Raw genomic sequence first — 18,710 nt, forward strand, 5'->3', positions numbered from 1 at the left:
GTCAGCCCGCGCGGTGGCCGCGCCGCAGCTGCCACACGAAGTACGGCGTGCCGATCAGCGCGGCCAGCAGCCCCGACGGGATCTCGGCGGGCGCGATGGCCGTACGGCCCACCGTGTCCGCGGCCGTCATCAGCGCCGCGCCCAGCAGCGCCGACACCGGCAACAGCCGGTGCGCCCGCGAACCGACCAGCATCCGCGCCGCGTGCGGCGCGACCAGGCCGACGAACGCCACCGTCCCCACGACGGCCACCGCGCACGCCGCCAGCGCCACCGCCAGGACCAGCACCGCCAGCCGGGTCCGCTCCAGCGGCAGCCCCAGCGTGCGCGGCGTGTCCTCACCCAGCGCCAGCAGGTCCAGCCGCCGGAACGACAGCACCAGCAGCGGAATCCCCACCGCCACCGCCACCGCCAGCACCGACAGGTCCGTCGCGTCCCGCGCGTACGTCGAGCCCGACAGCCACGTCAGCGCCTGCGCGACCTGGAAACGCGCCCCCACCACCAGGTAGTTGGTCGCCGCGGTGGTCAGCGCGAACGTGCCGATGCCCACCAGCACCAGCCGCTCCGGCGCCACCGACCCCTTGCGCAGCGACAGCCCGTACGTCAGCGCGAACGCCGCCGTGCCGCCCAGCAGCGCCGCGACCGGCAGCATCGCGTACGGCACCGAGGGCAGCGCCACCAGCACCAGCGCCGCACCGAACCCGGCGCCGCCGCTGACGCCCATCACCGTCAGGTCCGCCAGCGGGTTGCGCGACACGGTCTGCACGATGCCGCCCGCCACCGCCAGCAGCGCCCCCGCCAGGGCCGCCACCAGCAGCCGCGGCAGCCGGTACTCCAGCACCACGCCCCGCAGCAGCTCGTCCCCGCCGCCCGTCAGCAGCCGCGGCAGCTCGGCGAACGGCACGGCGATGTCCCCCAGCACCAGCCCGCCCGTCAGCAGCGCGGCCACCACGGCGACCCCGCCCGCCAGCAGCGGCGGGTACGGCAGCCGGCGCCCGCGCCGGCCCGGCATCACCGTGCCGGGCGCGGCGGGCTCCGACGGCAGCCGCCGGGCCAGCCACAGGAACAGCGGCGCGCCGAACAGCGCCGTCACCACACCGGCCGCGACCTCGTTGCCGGTCGGCGACGTCACCCGCGCCAGCAGGTCCGCCGCCAGCAGCAGGGTCGCGCCCCACACGGCCGCCGCCGGCAGCAGCGCCGCGTGCCGCCGCACCCCGGCGAGCCGCACCAGGTGCGGCGCGGCCAGGCCGACGAAGCCGATCGGGCCGGTCACCGCCACCGCGCACGCCGTGAGCAGCACCGACAGCAGCACCGCCGTCAGCCGCACCCGGCCCACCGACACCCCGAGGCCGCGCGCCGTCTCGTCCCCGGTGCCGAGGATGTCCAGCGTCCTCGCCAGCAGCAGCCCGCCCAGCAGCCCCGCCCCGAGCAGCGGCAGCACCGTCAGGGACCGGGTGCTGTCGGCCACGGCGAGCGAGCCGTGTCCCCAGAAGAACACCGCGCCGGTCTCCTCCTGGAACAGCACCACCAGCACCGCGGTGACGCTGGACAGCGCCAGCGTCACCGACACCCCGGCCAGCACCAGGTGGGCGGGCCGGCCCCGCGACCCGCCCGCCACGGTGTGCACGAGCGCCGCCGCGAGCAGCCCGCCGGCGAAGGCGACGCCGCCGCGCGGCAGGTCGCCCAGCGAGAACCCGGTGATCGCGCTGACCGCCACCGCGAGGTACGCGCCGGCCGTCACGCCCAGCGTGTCCGGCGACGCCAGCGGGTTGCGCACCGACGACTGCAGCAGGCAGCCCGCGACGGCCAGCGCCGCCCCGGCGACCAGCCCGGCCAGGGTGCGCGGCAGCCGCCCGCCGAGCAGCACCGACCTCGTGTCCGCGTCCCCGCCGCCCACCAGCAGCCCCAGCAGGTCCCCGAGCCCGACGTCGCTGCGCCCGTACCCCAGGTGCGCCGCGGTCACCAGCAGCAGCGCCAGCACCCCGCCGGCGACGATCGCGGCCGGGCCGGCCGGGAGGCGCGGCGCCCTCCCGGTCCGGCCCGGCACGGTGTCCGAGGGACGTGTCGCGATCCCGGTCATGAAGTGAGCGCGCTCGCGATCTCGTCGGCGACCTGCGCGGTCGAGAACGGCCCGCCGAAGAACCAGGTGCCCGGGTCGAGGGCGTGGACGCGCTTGCCCTTCGCGAAGTCCAGGTTCTGCCACAGGGCGTTCTTCGGCAGCGACGTGGTGAACACGTCGTCGTCCTTCGCGGCGACGTAGACGAGGCTGGACTTCTCGACGGGCTTGAGGCCCTCGATGTCGACCTTGCTCATGCCGTACGCGTCGGCCTTGCCCTTCCAGGCGTTCCGCAGGCCCAGCCGCGGCAGCAGCCCGCCGGGGATGGTCGAGTCGGTGAGGACCTCCACCACGGCGGCGCCGTCCGTGGTGTAGCCGCGGGCGACGGTCACCTCCGCGCCGTTCCTCTTCCCCGCCGCCAGTTTCCGCTTCGCCGCGTCGATCTTCGCGTCGAGGTCCTTCAGCGCCGCGTCGGCCGCCTCCGGCTTGCCGACGGCGGTGCCGATCGTCTTCAGCGTGGCCCGCATCTCCTCGTACTCGCCGTCCGTCGAGTACGGGTCGAACATCAGCGTCGGCGCGATCTTGTTCAGCTGCTCGTAGTTGGCCTCGGAACGCACCTTGGAGGTGACGATCAGGTCGGGCTTCAGCGCCTTGATGGTCTCCAGGCTGGGCGCCTGCCGGGTGCCGACGTCCTTGACGTCCGCGCCGAACCGCGGGCCGCCGGTGACCCACTGGCCGTACCCCTTGACGTCGGCGACCCCGGCCGGGGACACCCCGAGGGCCAGCAGGTCCTCGGCGTACGTCCACTCCAGGGCGACGACCTTCTTCGCGGGCTGCTTCAGCGTGGTGGAGCCCTTCAGGTGGGAGACGGTGACCCCGCCGCCCTCCCGGCCGGCTCCTGCGTCCCCCTCCTTCGTCGGGGATCCGCCGCCGGCCTCCTCGGCGGCGGAGCCGCAGCCGACGGCGGTGACGGCGAGCGCCGCGGCGGCGAGGAGGGCGGTGAGGGCGGTACGGGCCCGTGGTGGCGTGCGCATGGGCGAGGGTTCCTTTGCTCGATCGGGTGGTGCGAACGGTGGTGCGGTGGTGCTCAGCCGGCCGCGGCCGGCGACGGCTCGCGCCACGTCGGCAGACAGGTCGGCACACCTGTGTGGGGGTCGAGGGTGACGGTCGTGTCGATCCGGAAGGCGGTGCGGACGGTGTCCTCCGTCAGCGCCCGCGCGGGGATGCCGGACGCGACGATCCGGCCCCCGGCCAGCACGACCATCGCGTCGGAGAACGCGGCGGCCTGGTTCAGGTCGTGCAGCACCACCGCCACGGTGATGCCGTGCTCGTCCGCCAGCCGCCGCACGAGCCGCAGCACCTCGATCTGGTAGCGGATGTCGAGGTACGTCGTCGGCTCGTCGAGCAGCAGCAGCCTGGTCCGCTGGGCCAGCGCCATCGCGATCCACGCCCGCTGCCGCTCGCCCCCGGACAGCCGGTCCAGGGTGCGCTCGGCCAGCGGCCGCAGGTTCGTGGCGTCCAGCGCCCAGTCGATCGCCTCCCGGTCCTCCTCGCCGCCGCGCGCGAGCAGCCCCTGGTGGGGGTGGCGGCCGTAGGCGACCAGCTCCTCGACGGTCACCCCGGCGGGCACGATCGGCGACTGTGTCAGGAAGCTGAGCTTGCGGGCCAGTTCCTTCGGCCGGTACTCCGCCAGGTCGCGGCCGTCGAGCACGATCCGGCCCGCGTCCGGGGTGTGCAGCCGGGCCAGCGCCCGCAGCAGCGTGGACTTGCCGGAGCCGTTCGGGCCGACGAGCGCGGTGACCTCGCCGGGCGCCAGGGCGACGCCGATGCCGCGGGCGACGGGCTCACCCCCGTGGCCGAGGGTGAGCTCCTTCGCACTGATCTCGATGCTCATGACAGCGGGTTGGGGACGGTGCCGTTCGGGCGCAGCGCGTGCCGCAGCGCCCGGTCGACGTAGCGGGTGACGACGAGCCGGTCGGTGTTGAACGGGTAGCGCGGGAACTCGTCCGCGAGCATGTCGTACTCGGCGTACCGGTCCTCCCGGTCGGGGAACCGCTCCTGGTACGACACGACCGCCTGCCGCACCAGCCGCCAGAACCGCTCCTCCGGGACGCCCAGCTGCTCGGCGGCGAGCGGCGCCAGGTACCGGAAGTGCCCCAGCAGCAGCTGGTCGACGACGTGCTGGCGGATGACGAGCGGGTTCTTGCGGGGCAGCACGTGGTCGTAGCCGTCCGGCTCCGGGCCGCGCTCCGGGACGGGGGTGTGCGACACGGACACGTCGTCGACGAAGTCCTTCAGGAACAGCCGCCGCGGCACGTCGTCCCCGTCGTAGCCGATGAGCGTGTTCTGGCCGTGCGGGTTGAAGGTGATGCCGTACGTGTACATCACGTGCAGCACCGGGTGCATCACCGTCTCGAACAGCCGCGACAGCCACTCCTCGGCGGGCAGCCCCGAGGCGCGGGCCAGCTCGGCCGCGAACGACGTGCCGTGCTCGTCGACGTACAGCAGCGACGCGAACGTGCGGACCCGCTCGCCCTCGTCCCGCCGCGACGACACCGACTCCCGCCAGATGCAGCCCAGCGTCTCCAGGTGCTGGTACGGCATCTCCGGCACGCGGTCCAGGTACGGGTGGCGGACCGTCACCGAGGCGACCTCGCCGAGGAACACCGTCCGCAGCTCGTCGCGGAGCAGCGGGTCCCTGCCGAGCAGGCCCGTCAGCCACTGCGTGGTGAGCGGAGCGCCCTGCGTGCAGTGCGGCGGGATGCCGCGCCAGATCAGCGTGTTGACGATCTTCAGGGGGAGTTTGACGTCGTACCGGTCCCGCCGCGACACGTTGGTCATGGTCCGCACCGACTGCTGCGGCAGGTACACGTCGGCGCTCCGGCCGAGCGGGACGATCCGCCGCTGGGCGATCTCGCCGGCGAACAACACCTGGACGGCGTGGTCCCACTGCCACGGGTGGACGGGCATCCACACGTATGCGTCGGGGTCGCCGCCGACCGCCTCGACCCGGGTGCGGAACGCGGCGACGGTGTCCTCGCCCAGCTCGTGGGCGACGACGGCCGCCTCGCTCAGCCCGGGGGTGCCCCGGAACTCGGCGAGCCCCCGGTGCACGGCGATCCACTGCAGGGCGACCGTCCGCTGCGCCTCCGGCGCGTACGCCCGCACGTCACTGGCGGAGAAGCCGATGCGGCCCTTGTTGGCGACGAGCGTCGGGTGGCCCGTCATGGCGCACTCCAGCTCGGCGTGGTCCAGCCCGCGCAGTTCGGCCGCCGTCCGCCCGCCGTGCTCGATGCGCGCGGCGTCGACGGCGAGGGTCGCCGACAGCTCCGTGAGGTACATGCCGAGCGTCGGCGCGTCGGTGCCTATGGTGCCCGCGCAGTCGACGAGGAACTGCTGCGCGTCCCAGGCGGGGGTCTCGATCTCGTTGCCGAGGAGCCCCGCCGCGCCGCGCGTCACGGAGTCCTTGTCGGCCCGCCAGGAGCCGAGCGCGCCGCGCGTGGCGGAGAAGACGTACGAGACCCCGCTGTCCAGGTCGACCCGGTAGCGGCCCTCCGTCTCCAGCTCCAGGGGCTTGACCAGCTCCTCGAAGGCGAACTCGGAGAGGGTCTTGGCGAGGAGCCTGCGGTTCGCCTCCCGCCACGACTCGGGCGAGACGTCGGCGAGTTCGGGGACGGGGTGGCCGTCAGTCATACGGGCGATGCCTTTCTCGTGTGGACGCCGGCTGTGCTTCCGGCCCTTACGCTGCTCCGCTTCGCGGCGTTTCATGCGGCGCTCCCTTCCTCGACGGCCCGGCCGGCGCGGACGACCGCGTCGAGCAGGCCGTCCACGTCCGTGGTGCGGGTCTGCGGGTTCAGCAGGGTGAGCTTGAGGTGGACGGCCGGGCGGCCGTCGTCGCCGGGCGCGTCGGTCCGGCCCACCAGCGCGGCGCCGGCGCGCAGCAGGCGGCGGCGGAGCTCGCCGTTGACGTGGTCGGACGCGGACGGGTCCCCGGCGACGTACCGGAAGACGACCGTCGACAGCGTCACCCCGGCGGTCAGCGCCAGCCGCGGGTGCGCCGCTATGGCCCGCTCGGCGTGCCGCGCCAGGTCGTGGCAGGCGTCCAGCATCGCCCCGATCCCGTCGGTGCCCAGGGCCAGGAACGTCGCCGCGACCTTCAGCGCGTCGGCGCGGCGCGTCGTCTGCAGCGACAGGCCGAGCAGCCCGTCGTACCCGGCCTCGCCGTCGTCGTCCGGGTTGAGGTAGGCGACCCGCAGCCCCGTCGTCGGCGCGAAGTCCGCCGCGTCCCGGGCGAGCAGGACGCTCGCGGCGGCCGGCTGCCAGGCCGTCTTGTGCAGGTCCAGGGTGATCGTGTCGGCCTCCCCGATGCCGTCCAGCAGCGGCCGCAGCCGGTCCGAGAACAGCGCGCCGCACCCGTACGCCGCGTCGACGTGCAGCCGCACGCCGTGCTCCCGGGCGACCGCGGCGACCTCCGGCAGGGGGTCCACGGAGCCGTAGTCGGTGGTCCCGGCGGTCGCGACGACCGCGACGGGCAGCTGCGTGTCCGGGTCGACCCGCCGCAGCATCGCGTCCAGCGCCTCGGGCCGCATCCGGTGCCGCCCGTCGACGGGCACGGTCCGCACCGCGTCCTCGCCGAGCCCGAGGACGGCGCAGGCGCGGGCGACCGAGAAGTGCGCCAGCTCCGAGCAGAACACCAGCGGCTCCTGCCCGAACCCGGCCAGGCCGCCGCTGCGCACGTCCCGCAGTTTGGCCGCCGCCGCGTCGCGGGCGACGAGCAGCGCCTGGAGGTTGGACGCGCTCCCGCCGGAGGTGAGGACACCGCCCGACTCGGGCCCGTAGCCGGCGAGTCCGCAGATGCCCTTCACGAGCCGCCGCTCGATCTCGACGGCGTACGGGCCGGAGTCCCAGGTGTCGACGGACGCGTTGAAGATCCCCGCCAGCACGTCGGCCGCGGCGGCGACGGCCAGCGACGGCGGCTGGAGGTGCGCGGCGGCGCGCGGGTCGGCGAGGTCCACGGTGGTCTGCGCGCAGGCCCGGGCGAGCGCCAGCACGGCGCCCGTGCCGGCGCCGTTGCGCGGGACGACACCGTCGGGGAACTGGGCGTCGACCAGGCCGGTCAGGTCCTCCGGGCTGAGCGCGGGCAGCGGTCCGCCGCGTCCGCGCAACCCGTCGGCGCACTCCCGGGCGATCTCGTGCACGAGCCGCCCCAACTCGGCGAGCCCGGTGGGGGCGGCGGCCAGCAGGCCGGGGTCGAGCAGCGGCGAGGCGGGGGCGGACAGGGCACTACCGGGCATCGTCATGGCAGGTTTCCTTCTTTCGAGGCTCGTTCCGCCTCCGGGGCCGCCGCCGGGGCTCGTTCCGCCTCCGGGGCGCTGTGGGCGGGGGCCGGGAGGACCACCGTGCTCAGTGCTTCGCCCCGGTGCGCGGCCGTCCTCCCGGCACCCGCACGCCCCTTCGGCCCCACGAGCGGTGTGCGGGGGAGCCCTCTCGGCGCCGGTACGGCCCTCGGCCCCACGAACCGGCCCGGGGCGGGCGGGGCGGGCGGGGCGGGGACCGCGTCGCGGAGGGGGCCGGGGCGGACGGGCGACGCGGGGGACACGAGCGCCAGGGCGCACAGCAGCGCGCCGCCCACGAGGAGGGGGGCCCACAGGGCGGCGGTCGCCGCCCCGGTGGCGACGAGCGGCGCGAGCAGCAGGCCCGCCGTCTGCCCCACGGCGACGACGCTGTACGCCGCCCCCGAACCGCTGGCCGCGATCACCCGCTCGTCGAGGGCGACCTGGCCCAGCGCCAGCCCGGCCCCGAACACCAGCCGCGCGGCGGCCAGCCAGCCCGGGTCGGTGAGCGCCGCCTGCACGGCGAGCCCCGCCGCGGCGACGAGCATCCCGTGCCGCAGCAGCCGCCCGCCCAGCCGCGCCCGCAGCCGCTCGGCGGCGGGCAGCAGCGCGAGCACGGCGACGTGCGGCAGCAGGAACAGGGCCGTCGCCGTACCGGTCGAGGCGCCCGCGCCGGTCACGTACTCGGTGAAGTACGGCCGCGCCGCGTACACGGCGACGGCCGTCAGCAGCACGTACCCGGCCAGCCGCCACACCCCGCCGGCGGCCCGGCCGCCCCCGGGGGCGTCACCGGCGGCGCCGGCCGGCGCGTCGGCCCCGGGCCGCAGCACCCGCAGGCACGCCGCCAGCAGCACCGCCTCCAGCAGCGCCAGCAGCAGCAGCGCCGACCGGGGTTCGGGCACGGACACGACGACCCCGCCCAGCAGCGTCGCCGCGACCGACGCGGCGTGCAGCACGGCCACGTACTGCACGACGCCGGGCAGCACGCCGCGCGGATGGCTCCGGGCGAGTCCCGGATACGCCAGCAGGACGACCGCCTTCGCGGCCACGAGCAGCACGGACACCCCGGTGAACACCGCGTACGACGGCGCGAGGACCAGGGCGGCGGCCAGCAGCACCGCCGCCGACTGCCCGGCCGTCACCAGCCGGGCCAGCGGCACGCGGCGGCTCGCCCGGCCCCACAGGGGCAGGGCGGCGACCGCCGAGACCTGGCACAGCACCAGGAACAGCCCGGTCGCGGCCAGCGACCCCACCCCGTACACGGCGCGGAACAGCGCCGGGTAGAACGGGGCGAGGGCCGACTGCGTCACCATGTGCAGTCCGGCCGCCGCCAGCAGCACCGGGCGCCCGTGCGCCCCCGTCATGCCGTGCGCTCGCGGACCATGAACGCCGCCCGCTTCCCCGGCAGGTCGATCCGCCGGTCCAGCCGGAACCCGGCCCGCTCGAAGGCCCGCACGGACCGCTCGTTGCGGACGTCCGGCTCGGCGACGACGCGCCCGGCGTAGGGGTCGGTGCGCAGCAGCCAGTCGGAGACGGCCCGGAGTAACGCCGCGCCGAGCCCCCGCCCCCGGTACGCGGACGGGCCGAGCAGCAGGTGCACGCCGGCGTCGCGGAGCCGTACCGGGCCGTGGTGGCGCAGCGGGTCCAGGTCGGCCCGGTACACCTCCCAGTAGCTCATCGGGGTGCCGTCGACGCAGCCGATGTACGGCGTGGAGTGGGCGCTGCCGACCTGCTCCCGCAGGTAGGCGGTGATCCGCTCGCGCGGCTGGGCCATCTCCCAGTACTCGGCGACCTCCGGGTCGTTCATCCACGCGTGCACCAGCTCCGCGTCGGCGGCCGGGTCGACCGCGCGCAGCGCGAACGTGCCCTGCTCCAGTGCCGTCTCGGCGATGAGGAGGTCCTCTCCCGTCACTTGCGCACCTCCACCAGGGGGTTGGCGATGTCCACGTACACCGACTGGGCCTCCAGGGGGCCGGTCAGCTCGTCCATGCCGCGCACCCGCGTCAGCAGGTTCGCCTTGCAGCGCAGCGTCGGCTCGTCCCGCAGCAGCGAGGCCAGCCGCAGCCGGTCGCCGTGCTCGCCGGCGGCCCCGGCGAGGAACCGGTCGGCGAGGCGCAGCAGCCGCGTCTCGTCCGCGAGGCCCTGGGAGCCGAGCGCGCCGACCAGGCCGAGCAGGTTGTTGATGCCGACGTAGTAGGCGAGCCGCTCGTCGATGACCTCGTCCGCGACGTACGTGCCGAGGTCCCGGCCGATGTCCGGCACCCAGCCGTACAGGGCCTCGCTGCGGGCGGGGGAGAAGTAGTAGCCCTGGTTGTCGCGGTACCGGCCGCCGACGGGCCGGCCCTCGTCGTCGAGGACGACGAGGGTGTTCTGCTGGTGCGCCTCCAGGCCCAGCCCGTACGTGGCGTACAGCCACAGGACGGGGCCGACGACCCGCTCCGCGTAGCGGGTGAACCACTCCTCGCCGGCCTCCGCGACGGGCCGGCCGGTCCGTTCGGCGAGGGCGTGCACGAGCGTCGCCAGGTGGGAGCGGCCGCCGGGCAGGTCGGGGCGGGGGGAGACCAGCCCGGCGACGCACAGGCCCTGCGCCGCCGCGTCCGCGGGGAACGGGTTGGCGCGGACGACCACGTCGAGGCCGGTGCCGTCGCCGCCGCCGGGCGCGGTGTCGACCGCGAGCCACGCCGGGTCGCGGACGATCGCGAAGTCCGGGTGCGCGGCGTGCAGGGCCCGGCCGAGACCCGCGGTGAGGAGCCGGTCGACGGCGATGCCCCGGCGCAGTTCGGACCGCATGTTCTCGCGCCGCGAGTTGGTGATGCGCAGGCCGAGGGAGAACTTCAGCATCACGGCCGCGTCGGGCCGGTACAGCGTCCGGATGGACGAGGTGGGGTACCACGCGGGCCCGGCCGGGCCGAGGTCGTGCAGCAGGCCGGCGTCGAGGAGGGCCCGTACGGCGGGCCGGTGGACGACGTCCTGCGCCTGCCACGGGTGGGCGGGGACGAGGACCGTGCCGTCGGGCCGGGCGAGGCCGTCCCCGGCGAAGCCGGCGAGGAGGTCCTCGGCGCCGCGCTCCAGGGACGAGTCGGAGCTGACGACGGACGGGTCCGCGGCGAACCAGTGCAGCGGGAAGGAGCCGCGCGTCTCGGGGGAGTAGCGGGCGGCCTCCGTGTCGGTGAGCCCCTCGCGGCTCTTCGGCGTCGGGTGCAGCGGGTGCCCGGTGACGAGGGCCTGCTCGGCGGCGAGGAACGGCGTCGTGCCGGACGGGTCCTCGGGGACGGCGGCCCGGACCCGTACGAACTCGGTGACGCGGCGCACGGAGTCGCTGACGCGCCCGGTCAGGTCGGCGACGGACGCCGGGTCGCCGTCCGCGGCCTCGACGCCCAGGAGCGCGGCGAGCGCCGTGGCGGAGGCGGGGGTGCCGGACGGCAGCCGGGCGGGCCCGAAGCGGTGCCAGCCGACGGGCGACCAGTACAGGACGGGTGCCTCGACCGCCGTACCGGCCGCGGGCAGCTCCAGGCGCAGCACGTCGCCGGCGGGCCGTTCCACTCCGGTCTCCCGCACCCAGCAGCGCAGCAGGTTGTCGACGGCGGCCCGGTCGGCCTCCGCCGCGGGGTCCAGGGGCTGGATCTGGCTCATGCGCACTCTTTCTGCTCGTCGTTCGTGCGGTCCGGGTCGAGGCCGAAGGTGGTGAACGCGGTGCGGCGCGGCAGCGGGTAGGCGGGCCGGCCGGTCAGCGCGTTGAGGATGACGGCGGAGCGCCAGGCGGCGAGGCCCAGGTCGGGCGTGCCGACGCCGTGGGTGTGCCGCTCGGCGTTCTGGACGAACACGCTGCCGCCGACCTCGTCGTCGAGGACGAGCCGCTGGTCGTGGCCGACGAGGGGGCGCCCGGAGGCGTCGCGGGCGAGGTGCGGGCCGAGCGCTTCGAGGAGCCCGTCGACGGGCCGCTGCGCGTACCCGGTGGCGAGGACGACGGCGTCGGTGACCAGTGTGGCCCGGGACCCCTCCTCGCGGTGTTCGAGGGACAGTTCCACGCGGCCGTCGCGGCGGTCGGCGGCGGTGACGGCGACGCCGGGGGTGAGGGTGACGTCCGGCCAGCCGCCGGCCAGGGCGCGCCGGTACAGCTCGTCGTGGATGTCGCCGAGGGTGTCGGTGCTGATGCCCTTGTACAGCTGCCACTGCGCCGGCAGCAGCCGGTCGCGGGTGGCCTCGGGCAGCCCGTGGAAGTAGCGGGTGTAGTCGGGCGTGAAGTGCTCCAGCCCGATCTTGCTGTACTCCATGGGCGCGAACGCCGGGGTGCGGGCGAGCCACGTCAGCGCCTCCCGCCCGTGGGGCCGGGCCCGCAGCAGGTCGAGGAGCACCTCGGCGCCCGACTGGCCCGCGCCGACGACGGTGACGTGGCCGGCGGCGAGCAGCCGCTCCCGGTGGGCGAGGTAGTCGGCGGAGTGCAGCACCGGCACGTCACCGTCGTCGGCGAGGGCCCGCAGCGGTGCGGGCACCCGCGGGGCGGTGCCGACGCCGAGCGCCAGGTGCCGGGCGAGGAGGCGGCCGGTGGAGAGGGCGGCGCCGTCCTCGTCGACGCGGGTGAACTCCACCTCGTACGCCTGCCGGTCCTCGTCCCAGCGGACGCCGTCGGCCCGGTGGCCGAAGCGGCAGGAGCGCAGTTCCCCGCTGACCCAGCGGCAGTAGGCGTCGTACTCGGCCCGGGGTATGTGGAACCGCTCGGCGAAGTAGAACGGGAACAGCCGCTCCTGGGTGCGGATGTAGTTGAGGAACGACCAGCGGCTCGTCGGGTCGACGAGGCTCACCAGGTCGGCGAGGAACGGCACCTGGAGCGTGGCCCCCTCGATCAGCAGGCCGGGGTGCCAGTGGAACGCGGTGCGCTGCTCCAGGAAGACGGCGTCGAGTCCGGGCACCCCGTCGGCCAGGGCGGCCAGCGACAGGTTGAACGGGCCGACGCCCACGCCGAGCAGGTCGACGATCGGCGGTTCCTCGGCGGCTTGCTCGGTCGTCATCGGGGTCCTTCCGGTTCCTGTGCGTGCGTCGTGCGGATGCGGGCGGCCGTGGCGGTGACCAGGTCGAGCAGGCCGGCCAGGTCCTCGCCGGCGGCCCGCGGGTGGAGCAGGGTGGCCTTCAGCCACAGCCGCCGGGTGCCGTCGGCGTCCTCGGCGACGGCCCGCCCCACGACCGCCAGCCCCTCGGTGAGGAGCCGGCGGCGGACCTCCGCGACCAGCGCGTCGCCCTCGGCGGGCGGGAGCGCGTCGGCGGCGGTGGGCCGGAACAGCACGGTGCTGATGCCGGGTTCGCCGGGGCGGCGGCGCAGCGCCGGGTGCGCGTCGACGAACGCGGCGAACTCCCGCGCGGTGCGCACGCAGTGCTCGACGAGCGAGCCGAGCCCGGTGCGGCCGAGGGCGCGCAGCGTGGCGGCGATCTTCAGTACGTCGGGGCGGCGGGTCGTGCGGATGGAGCGGCCGAGCAGGTCCGGCAGGCCGGCCTCGCCGTCGTCGTCGGCGTTGAGGTAGTCGGCGCGCAGGGCCAGCGGGGCGAGCAGCCCGGTGTCGGAGACGGCGAGGACTCCGGCGGCGACCGGCTGCCAGCCCAGTTTGTGCAGGTCGAAGGTGACGGAGACGGCCGACTCCAGGCCGTCGAGGAGCGGCGCGAGCCGGTCGCTGAACAGCAGGGGCCCGCCGTACGCGGCGTCCACGTGCAGTTCCGCGCCGTGCCGTGCCGCCACGGCGGCGAGGTGCGGGAGCGGGTCGACGAGCCCTTCGTCGGTGGTGCCGGCGGTGGCCACGACCAGGGCGGGCCCGGTGAGCCCGGCGAGGACCCGGTCGACGGCCGCCGGGTCGACCCGTCCGCCCGGGCACTCCACGGTGACGGGCTCGGGCAGGCCCAGCAGCCAGGTGGCGCGCCGCACGCTGTGGTGGGCGTTGTCGCCGCACACCACCCGGACCGTGGCGGCCCCGGCGGCGCGGGCCCGCTCGCGGGCGAGCAGCAGGGCGACGAGGTTCGACTCGGTGCCGCCGCTGGTGATCAGCGCGTCGGGCGCGGTCCGCCGGGGGTAGACGAGGGCGGCGAGGGCGGCGGTGACCTCCTGTTCCAGGGCCGCGGCGGCGGGGGCCTGGTCCCAGGAGTCCATCGACGGGTTGAGGGCGGCGGCGGCCAGGTCGGCCGCGGCGGCCACCGCGAGGGGCGGGCAGTGGAGGTGGGCGGCGCACCAGGGGTCGGCCGGGTCGGCGGCGCCCTCCGCGACGGCCCGTACGACGGTGCGCAGGGCCTCCTCGGCGCCCGTGCCGTGCTCGGGGAGCACGGGGGCGCAGGCGGCCCGTAACCGCTCGGCGACCGCGTCGGGCCCCCCGCCGGGCAGCGGGCCGCCCCGGACGGTGGCGCCCTCGGCGAGCGCGTCGAGGACCACCGAGGTCAGCTTCCCCAGGGCGTAGGCCCCGTGGGTGTCCCCGGCGACGGCGACGTCGACCTCCCCGGGCGGCGCGGACGCGTCGGGGTGGCCGGCGCCGTCCGGGTCGCCGCCGGGTATGCGGGGGTGCCGGTCGTCGCGGCTCATCGGGTGGCCTCCAGGGCGGAGGCGAGGCGCTCCACGACGGAGTCGGCCTGTTCGTCGGTGAGGACCAGGGGCGGCAGGAGCCGTACGACGGTGTCGTCGCGGCCGCCGAGCTCCAGGATCAGCCCGCGCTCCAGGCACGCGGCGCGGACCGCCTGGGCGCGGACGGGGTCGCCGGGCGGGACGCCGTTGCGGTCGGGGGTGCCGTCCGGGTCGACCAGTTCGACGCCGATCATCAGGCCGCGTCCGCGGACCTCGCCGAGGGACGGGTCGGCGGCGGCGATCCCGTGCAGGCCGTGGCGGATCCGCTCGCCCAGTTTCATCGCCCGCTCGGCCAGTTGCTCCTCGGCGACCGTGCGGAGGGTGATCTCCCCGGCGACCATGGCGAGCGTGTTGCCGCGGAAGGTCCCCGTGTGGTGGCCGGGGCGCCAGGTGTCGAGGTCGGGGCGGTACGCGATGAGCGCGAGCGGCAGTCCGCCGCCGACGGCCTTGGAGGTGACGAGCACGTCGGGCGTGATCCCGGCGCGTTCGCAGGCCCAGTAGTGGCCGGTGCGGCCGATGCCGGTCTGCACCTCGTCGACGACGAGGACGATGCCGTGCTCCGCGGTGATCCGGCGGACCTCCCGCAGCCACCCGTCCGGGCCCTCGACGACGCCGCCCTCGCCCTGGACGACCTCCAGGATGACCGCGGCGGGGGTGCCGACCCCGCTGCTCGGGTCGGTGACCAGGCTCTCCAGCAGCCGCGTCGACAGCTTCCCGGACTCCTCGCCGTCGCCCGTCCCGAACGGGCAGCGCATCCCGTACGGGTAGGGGAGGCGGGTCACCGGGACGCCGTCCGCGCCGACCGCGCCGCTCATGCGGGGCGGCCCGGACACGGCGGACGCGCCGAGCGTCATCCCGTGGTAGGCGCCGGTGAAGGCGACGATCCCGCGCCGGCCCGTCGCGTGCCGGGCCAGTTTCAGCGCCGCCTCGACGGCGTCCGTACCGGCCGGGCTGCAGAAGTGCAGCCGCGCCGTGTCCCGCAGACCGCCGGGCAGCCGGCGCAGCAACTCGCCCGAGAACGCGTCCTTCTGAGGGGTGATCATGTCGAGGGTGTGCAGCGGTGCGCCGGATCCGAGGACCGACTGGAGGGCCGCGACGGTGGCGGGGTGGTTGTGCCCCAGCGCGAGGGTGCCCGCACCGGAGAGGCAGTCCAGGTACGTGCGCCCGTCGGCGCCGGTGACCACCGCGCCGGCGGCGTGCACGGGGGCGACTGGCAGGGTGCTTGCGTAGGTACGGGCGGAGGACTCGCGTCGCTCCTGGCGCTCGAGGAGCTCGGCGCGCAGCGCACCGTTCGGCATGGCGGATGCCCTTCGGTCGTGTTGCGGGGGTCGCGCACAAGGCGCACACGCGGCAGGCGCGGTGAGGGTGCCCACCGCCGCCCACGGGAAGTTAGGTTAGCCTAACCTGGGAAAAGATCAAGGGTCTGCGCCGGCGCGTTCCGCGCGCGGGGGGCGCCAATCGGCCAGTACGCGCCCCCAGTTGGGGCCGGTCCTCCCGCGTTCCCCCTGCGTGCGGCGGCGTGTCGCGACGGCCCGGCGCACCCCGCGCCGCCCGCCCGGAGGGCGCCGCGCCTAATCCGGCAGCGGCAGCCGCACCGACCGCCCCGGCTCGATGGACACCGCGGTCCCGGGCAGCTCGATGTCGATCGGGGCCACCCCCGACTCCGGCACCGCCACGTGCAGGCTCTCCGGCGTCATCCGCAGCCGCACCCCCCAGTGCCCGTGGAACCGCAGCGTGAACGCGTACTCCGACAGCTCCGGCAGCCGCACCGGGTCCAGCCGCAGCGCCCCGCCCCGCGTGTCCAGCCCCGTCAGCCCCCGCTGCACCAGGTCCAGCGTGCCCGCCATCGCGCCCAGGTGGATGCCCTCACCGGTCGTCCCGCCGTGCAGGTCCGCGATGTCCGCCTCCAGCGCCTCCTGGCAGAACTCCCACGCCCCCGCCCGCCGCACCCGCGCCAGCACCCACCCGTGCACCAGCACGCTCAGCGTCGAACCGTGGCTCGTGCGCCGCAGGTAGTAGTCGACGGTCCGCCACCACGTCTCGTCGTCCAGCGCGTGCCCCAGCCGCCGCAGCAGCCCCCGCAGCTCCGCCGGCGGGAACAGGTAGCCCAGCATCAGCACGTCCGCCTGCTTGGACGCCTGGTAGCGGTTGACCGTGTCGCCCTCCGCCTCCAGGATCCGGTCCAGCCGCCGGATGTCCCCGTACTTGTGCCGCAGCCCCTCCCAGTCCAGTTCGGCCAGCTCCCCGTACCCGTGGAACTGACTGATCACCCCGTCGTGGAACGGCACGTACAGCCGGCGCGACACGTCCTCCCAGAGGGCCAGCTCGCTGTGGTGCAGCCCGATGCGCTCCTCCAGCTCCCGCCGGCGCGGCTCCGGCAGCTCCGCCATCAGCTGCAGGGCCCGCAGCAGCACCCAGGCGGCCGTCACGTTCGTGTACGCGTTGTCATCGAGGCCCGGCCGCCGCGCCCCCGGATACGCGTCGTGGTACTCGTCGGGGCCCATCACCCCGCGGATGCGGTACCGGTCGACCGCCTCGTCGTACTCCGCCGAGTCCGCCCAGAACCGGGCGATCTCCAGCAGCGTCTCCGCGCCCTTGGTGTGCAGGAACTCGTCGTCCCCGGTCGCCTCCCAGTACCGCCACACGTTGTACGCGACGGCCGAGCCCACGTGGTGCTGGAGGTGCGAGTGGTCCGGAAGCCAGCGCCCCGAAAGCGGGTTCAGGTGCAGCCGCTGCGTCTCCTCCCGGCCGTCGCTGCCGCTCTGCCACGGGTACATCGCCCCCGCCCGGCCCGCGTCCCGCGCCGCGGACCTGGCCCGGCCCAGCCGCCGGTGCCGGTAGGTCAGCAGGGCCCGCGACACCTCCGGGAAGTGCAGGTTCAGGTACGGCAGCACGAACAGCTCGTCCCAGAACACGTGCCCCCGGTACGCCTCCCCGTGCAGCCCGCGCGCCGGCACGCCCACGTCCAAGTCCGCGGTGTGCGGCGACAGCGTCTGCAGCACGTGGAACAGGTGCAGCCGCAGGATGCGGCCCGCCTTGTCCGGCACCTCCAGCTCGGCCCGCCGCCACAGCTGCTGCCACGCCGTCCGGTGCGACGCCAGCAGCTCGCCGAAGCCGTCCGCCCGCCCCACCCGGTCCACCGCCGCGTGCAGCGGGTCGGAGATCGCCGGGTCGCGCGAGGTGTGCAGCGCCACCACCTTGTCGACCACGACCGTCGCGCCCGGCGACAGCGCCAGCCGGAACCGCTGCACCACCCCCTTCTCGACGTGCACCACCTCGGCGTCCTCGGGCGCCGTCGTCCGCGCGGCCATCCCGATCCGGACGTCGGACGTGGCCGTCCGGCAGCACAGCCACACCCGGCCGCCCTCCGCCTCGCCCGTCTCGACGTGCGCCAGGTGCCGCGACGACAGCTGCCGGTACCGCGCCACGCCCGTGTTGGCGACCGAGCCGTCCAGCGCGGCCTCCACCTCCAGCACCCCCGCCCAGTTCTCGGCGGTGAACTCCGTCCGCAGCGCCGCCACGTGCGGGTCGCCCATGTGGACCAGCCGCAGCTGGCGCACCGCCAGCCGCCGCCCGTCGTCGTCCTCGTACCGGCTGCGCCGCTCCAGGACGCCGCCGCGCAGGTCGAGGGAGAGCGCGTGGTCGGTGAGGAACTCGTGCGCCGGCGCCAGCCACGGCCCGGGCTCCGGGCCGTCGGCCACCCGGTAGCGCACGGGCAGCCAGTTCGGCAGGTTCACCGTGTCCTCGTTCTCCACGCTCCGCCCCGCCACCTCCGACACCAGCCGGTCGTAGCAGCCCGCCACGTACGTCCCCGGGTAGTGCGTCCCGTCCGCCGCGCACTCCGGGAGCGCGCCGCGCGTCGCGAAGTAGCCGTTGCCCAGGGTGCACAGCGCCTCCCGCAGCGACTCGCGCTCGGCGGCGTACCCCTCGAACTCCCACGTCCAGTCGCTCACGACGGCTGCCCCTCCCGTGCGGCGAGCAGGTCCACCGGATCCGGTACGACGAGGTCGGCACCGTGGCGGCGCAGCGCGTCCGCCGTGTCCGGGCCGGCCGCCCGGTCGACTCCCACGACCAGGCCGAACCCACCGCGCCGCCCCGCCTCCACCCCGGCCAGGGCGTCCTCCACCAGCGCGCACCGCCCGGGCGGCACGCCGAGCCGGCGCGCCGCCTCCAGGAACAGCGCCGGGTCCGGTTTGCCGGGCAGCCCCAGCCGGGCCGCCTCCACCCCGTCCACCAGCGCGTCGAACAGGTCCAGGAGCCCGGCCCGCTCCAGCAGCTCGCGGGCGTGCCGGGACGCGGACGCGGCGGCCATCGGCACCCCCGCCCCGCGCAGGACGCGCAGCAGCCGCACCGAGCCGGGGTAGGCGTCCACGGGGCGGGCGCGCAGCCGCCGCGTGAGGCGGCGCTCCTTGTCGGCGGCGACGGCCTCCACGGCGGCCGGGTCCGCGGGCAGCCCGCGCGCCGCGAGGAACGCCGCCGCCCCGTCCCGCCGGGAGCGCCCGTCCACGTACCGCCGGTACTCCTCCGCCGCGTCGAAGGGCCGCCGCGCCGAGGTGTCCGCCACGTCCGGCGGCAGGTCGCGCAGGTACGCGTCGAACGCCGCCTTCCAGGCTTCCGCGTGGACCCCCGCCGAGTCGGTGAGCACCCCGTCCGTGTCGAACACGACGGCCCGCGCGGACCGCAGCGCGGGCACCACCGGGCTGCGGTCCTGGCCTGGGCTCATGGCGGC

General features: G+C 76.0%; 13 protein-coding genes. All 13 read right to left on the reverse strand.

Annotated features, from left to right (window positions below; translation table 11 throughout):
- Window position 1: 1 nt before the first annotated feature.
- The gene (locus IE106_RS09435; protein WP_189531879.1) at window positions 2-2,077 is read right to left on the reverse strand and encodes an iron ABC transporter permease; all 2,076 of its coding nucleotides are present in this window, start codon (window positions 2,075-2,077) and stop codon (window positions 2-4) included.
- The gene (locus IE106_RS09440; protein WP_189531881.1) at window positions 2,074-3,087 is read right to left on the reverse strand and encodes an ABC transporter substrate-binding protein; all 1,014 of its coding nucleotides are present in this window, start codon (window positions 3,085-3,087) and stop codon (window positions 2,074-2,076) included. The genes IE106_RS09435 and IE106_RS09440 overlap by 4 nt, the downstream gene beginning before the upstream one ends.
- Window positions 3,088-3,140: 53 nt before the next feature.
- Entirely contained in the window at window positions 3,141-3,947 is an 807-nt protein-coding gene (locus tag IE106_RS09445) for an ABC transporter ATP-binding protein (protein WP_189531883.1), read from the reverse strand.
- Window positions 3,944-5,746 carry an IucA/IucC family protein gene (locus IE106_RS09450; protein WP_229840204.1) on the reverse strand — a complete coding sequence of 601 codons (1,803 nt, stop codon included), beginning with the start codon at window positions 5,744-5,746 and terminating at the stop codon, window positions 3,944-3,946. Before IE106_RS09450 ends, IE106_RS09445 begins: the two co-directional genes overlap by 4 nt.
- A 71-nt stretch (window positions 5,747-5,817) precedes the next feature.
- Complete coding sequence (locus IE106_RS09455) at window positions 5,818-7,353, reverse strand: pyridoxal phosphate-dependent decarboxylase family protein (RefSeq protein WP_189531887.1); 1,536 nt, start codon at window positions 7,351-7,353, stop codon at window positions 5,818-5,820.
- Window positions 7,350-8,750: an MFS transporter gene (locus IE106_RS09460; RefSeq protein WP_189531889.1), complete on the reverse strand. Its 1,401-nt coding sequence runs from the start codon at window positions 8,748-8,750 to the stop codon at window positions 7,350-7,352. Before IE106_RS09460 ends, IE106_RS09455 begins: the two co-directional genes overlap by 4 nt.
- Window positions 8,747-9,298 carry a GNAT family N-acetyltransferase gene (locus IE106_RS09465; RefSeq protein ID WP_229840205.1) on the reverse strand — a complete coding sequence of 184 codons (552 nt, stop codon included), beginning with the start codon at window positions 9,296-9,298 and terminating at the stop codon, window positions 8,747-8,749. The genes IE106_RS09460 and IE106_RS09465 overlap by 4 nt, the downstream gene beginning before the upstream one ends.
- Window positions 9,295-11,019 (reverse strand): IucA/IucC family protein, encoded by a 1,725-nt coding sequence (locus tag IE106_RS09470; protein WP_189531891.1) that lies wholly within the window; start codon window positions 11,017-11,019, stop codon window positions 9,295-9,297. Before IE106_RS09470 ends, IE106_RS09465 begins: the two co-directional genes overlap by 4 nt.
- Window positions 11,016-12,395 carry a lysine N(6)-hydroxylase/L-ornithine N(5)-oxygenase family protein gene (locus tag IE106_RS09475; protein ID WP_189531893.1) on the reverse strand — a complete coding sequence of 460 codons (1,380 nt, stop codon included), beginning with the start codon at window positions 12,393-12,395 and terminating at the stop codon, window positions 11,016-11,018. The genes IE106_RS09470 and IE106_RS09475 overlap by 4 nt, the downstream gene beginning before the upstream one ends.
- Entirely contained in the window at window positions 12,392-13,942 is a 1,551-nt protein-coding gene (locus IE106_RS09480; RefSeq protein WP_189531895.1) for a pyridoxal phosphate-dependent decarboxylase family protein, read from the reverse strand. The genes IE106_RS09475 and IE106_RS09480 overlap by 4 nt, the downstream gene beginning before the upstream one ends.
- Window positions 13,939-15,279, reverse strand: a complete 1,341-nt coding sequence (locus IE106_RS09485) for a diaminobutyrate--2-oxoglutarate transaminase family protein (protein WP_189531897.1) — start codon at window positions 15,277-15,279, stop codon at window positions 13,939-13,941. Before IE106_RS09485 ends, IE106_RS09480 begins: the two co-directional genes overlap by 4 nt.
- Before the next feature lie 273 nt (window positions 15,280-15,552).
- Window positions 15,553-17,934 (reverse strand): glycoside hydrolase family 65 protein, encoded by a 2,382-nt coding sequence (locus IE106_RS09490; protein WP_189531899.1) that lies wholly within the window; start codon window positions 17,932-17,934, stop codon window positions 15,553-15,555.
- Window positions 17,931-18,704: an HAD family hydrolase gene (locus IE106_RS09495; RefSeq protein WP_189531901.1), complete on the reverse strand. Its 774-nt coding sequence runs from the start codon at window positions 18,702-18,704 to the stop codon at window positions 17,931-17,933. The genes IE106_RS09490 and IE106_RS09495 overlap by 4 nt, the downstream gene beginning before the upstream one ends.
- Between the last annotated feature and the right edge of the window lie 6 nt (window positions 18,705-18,710).

The organism is Streptomyces roseolilacinus, from assembly GCF_014649335.1.
GTDB lineage: Bacteria > Actinomycetota > Actinomycetes > Streptomycetales > Streptomycetaceae > Streptomyces > Streptomyces roseolilacinus.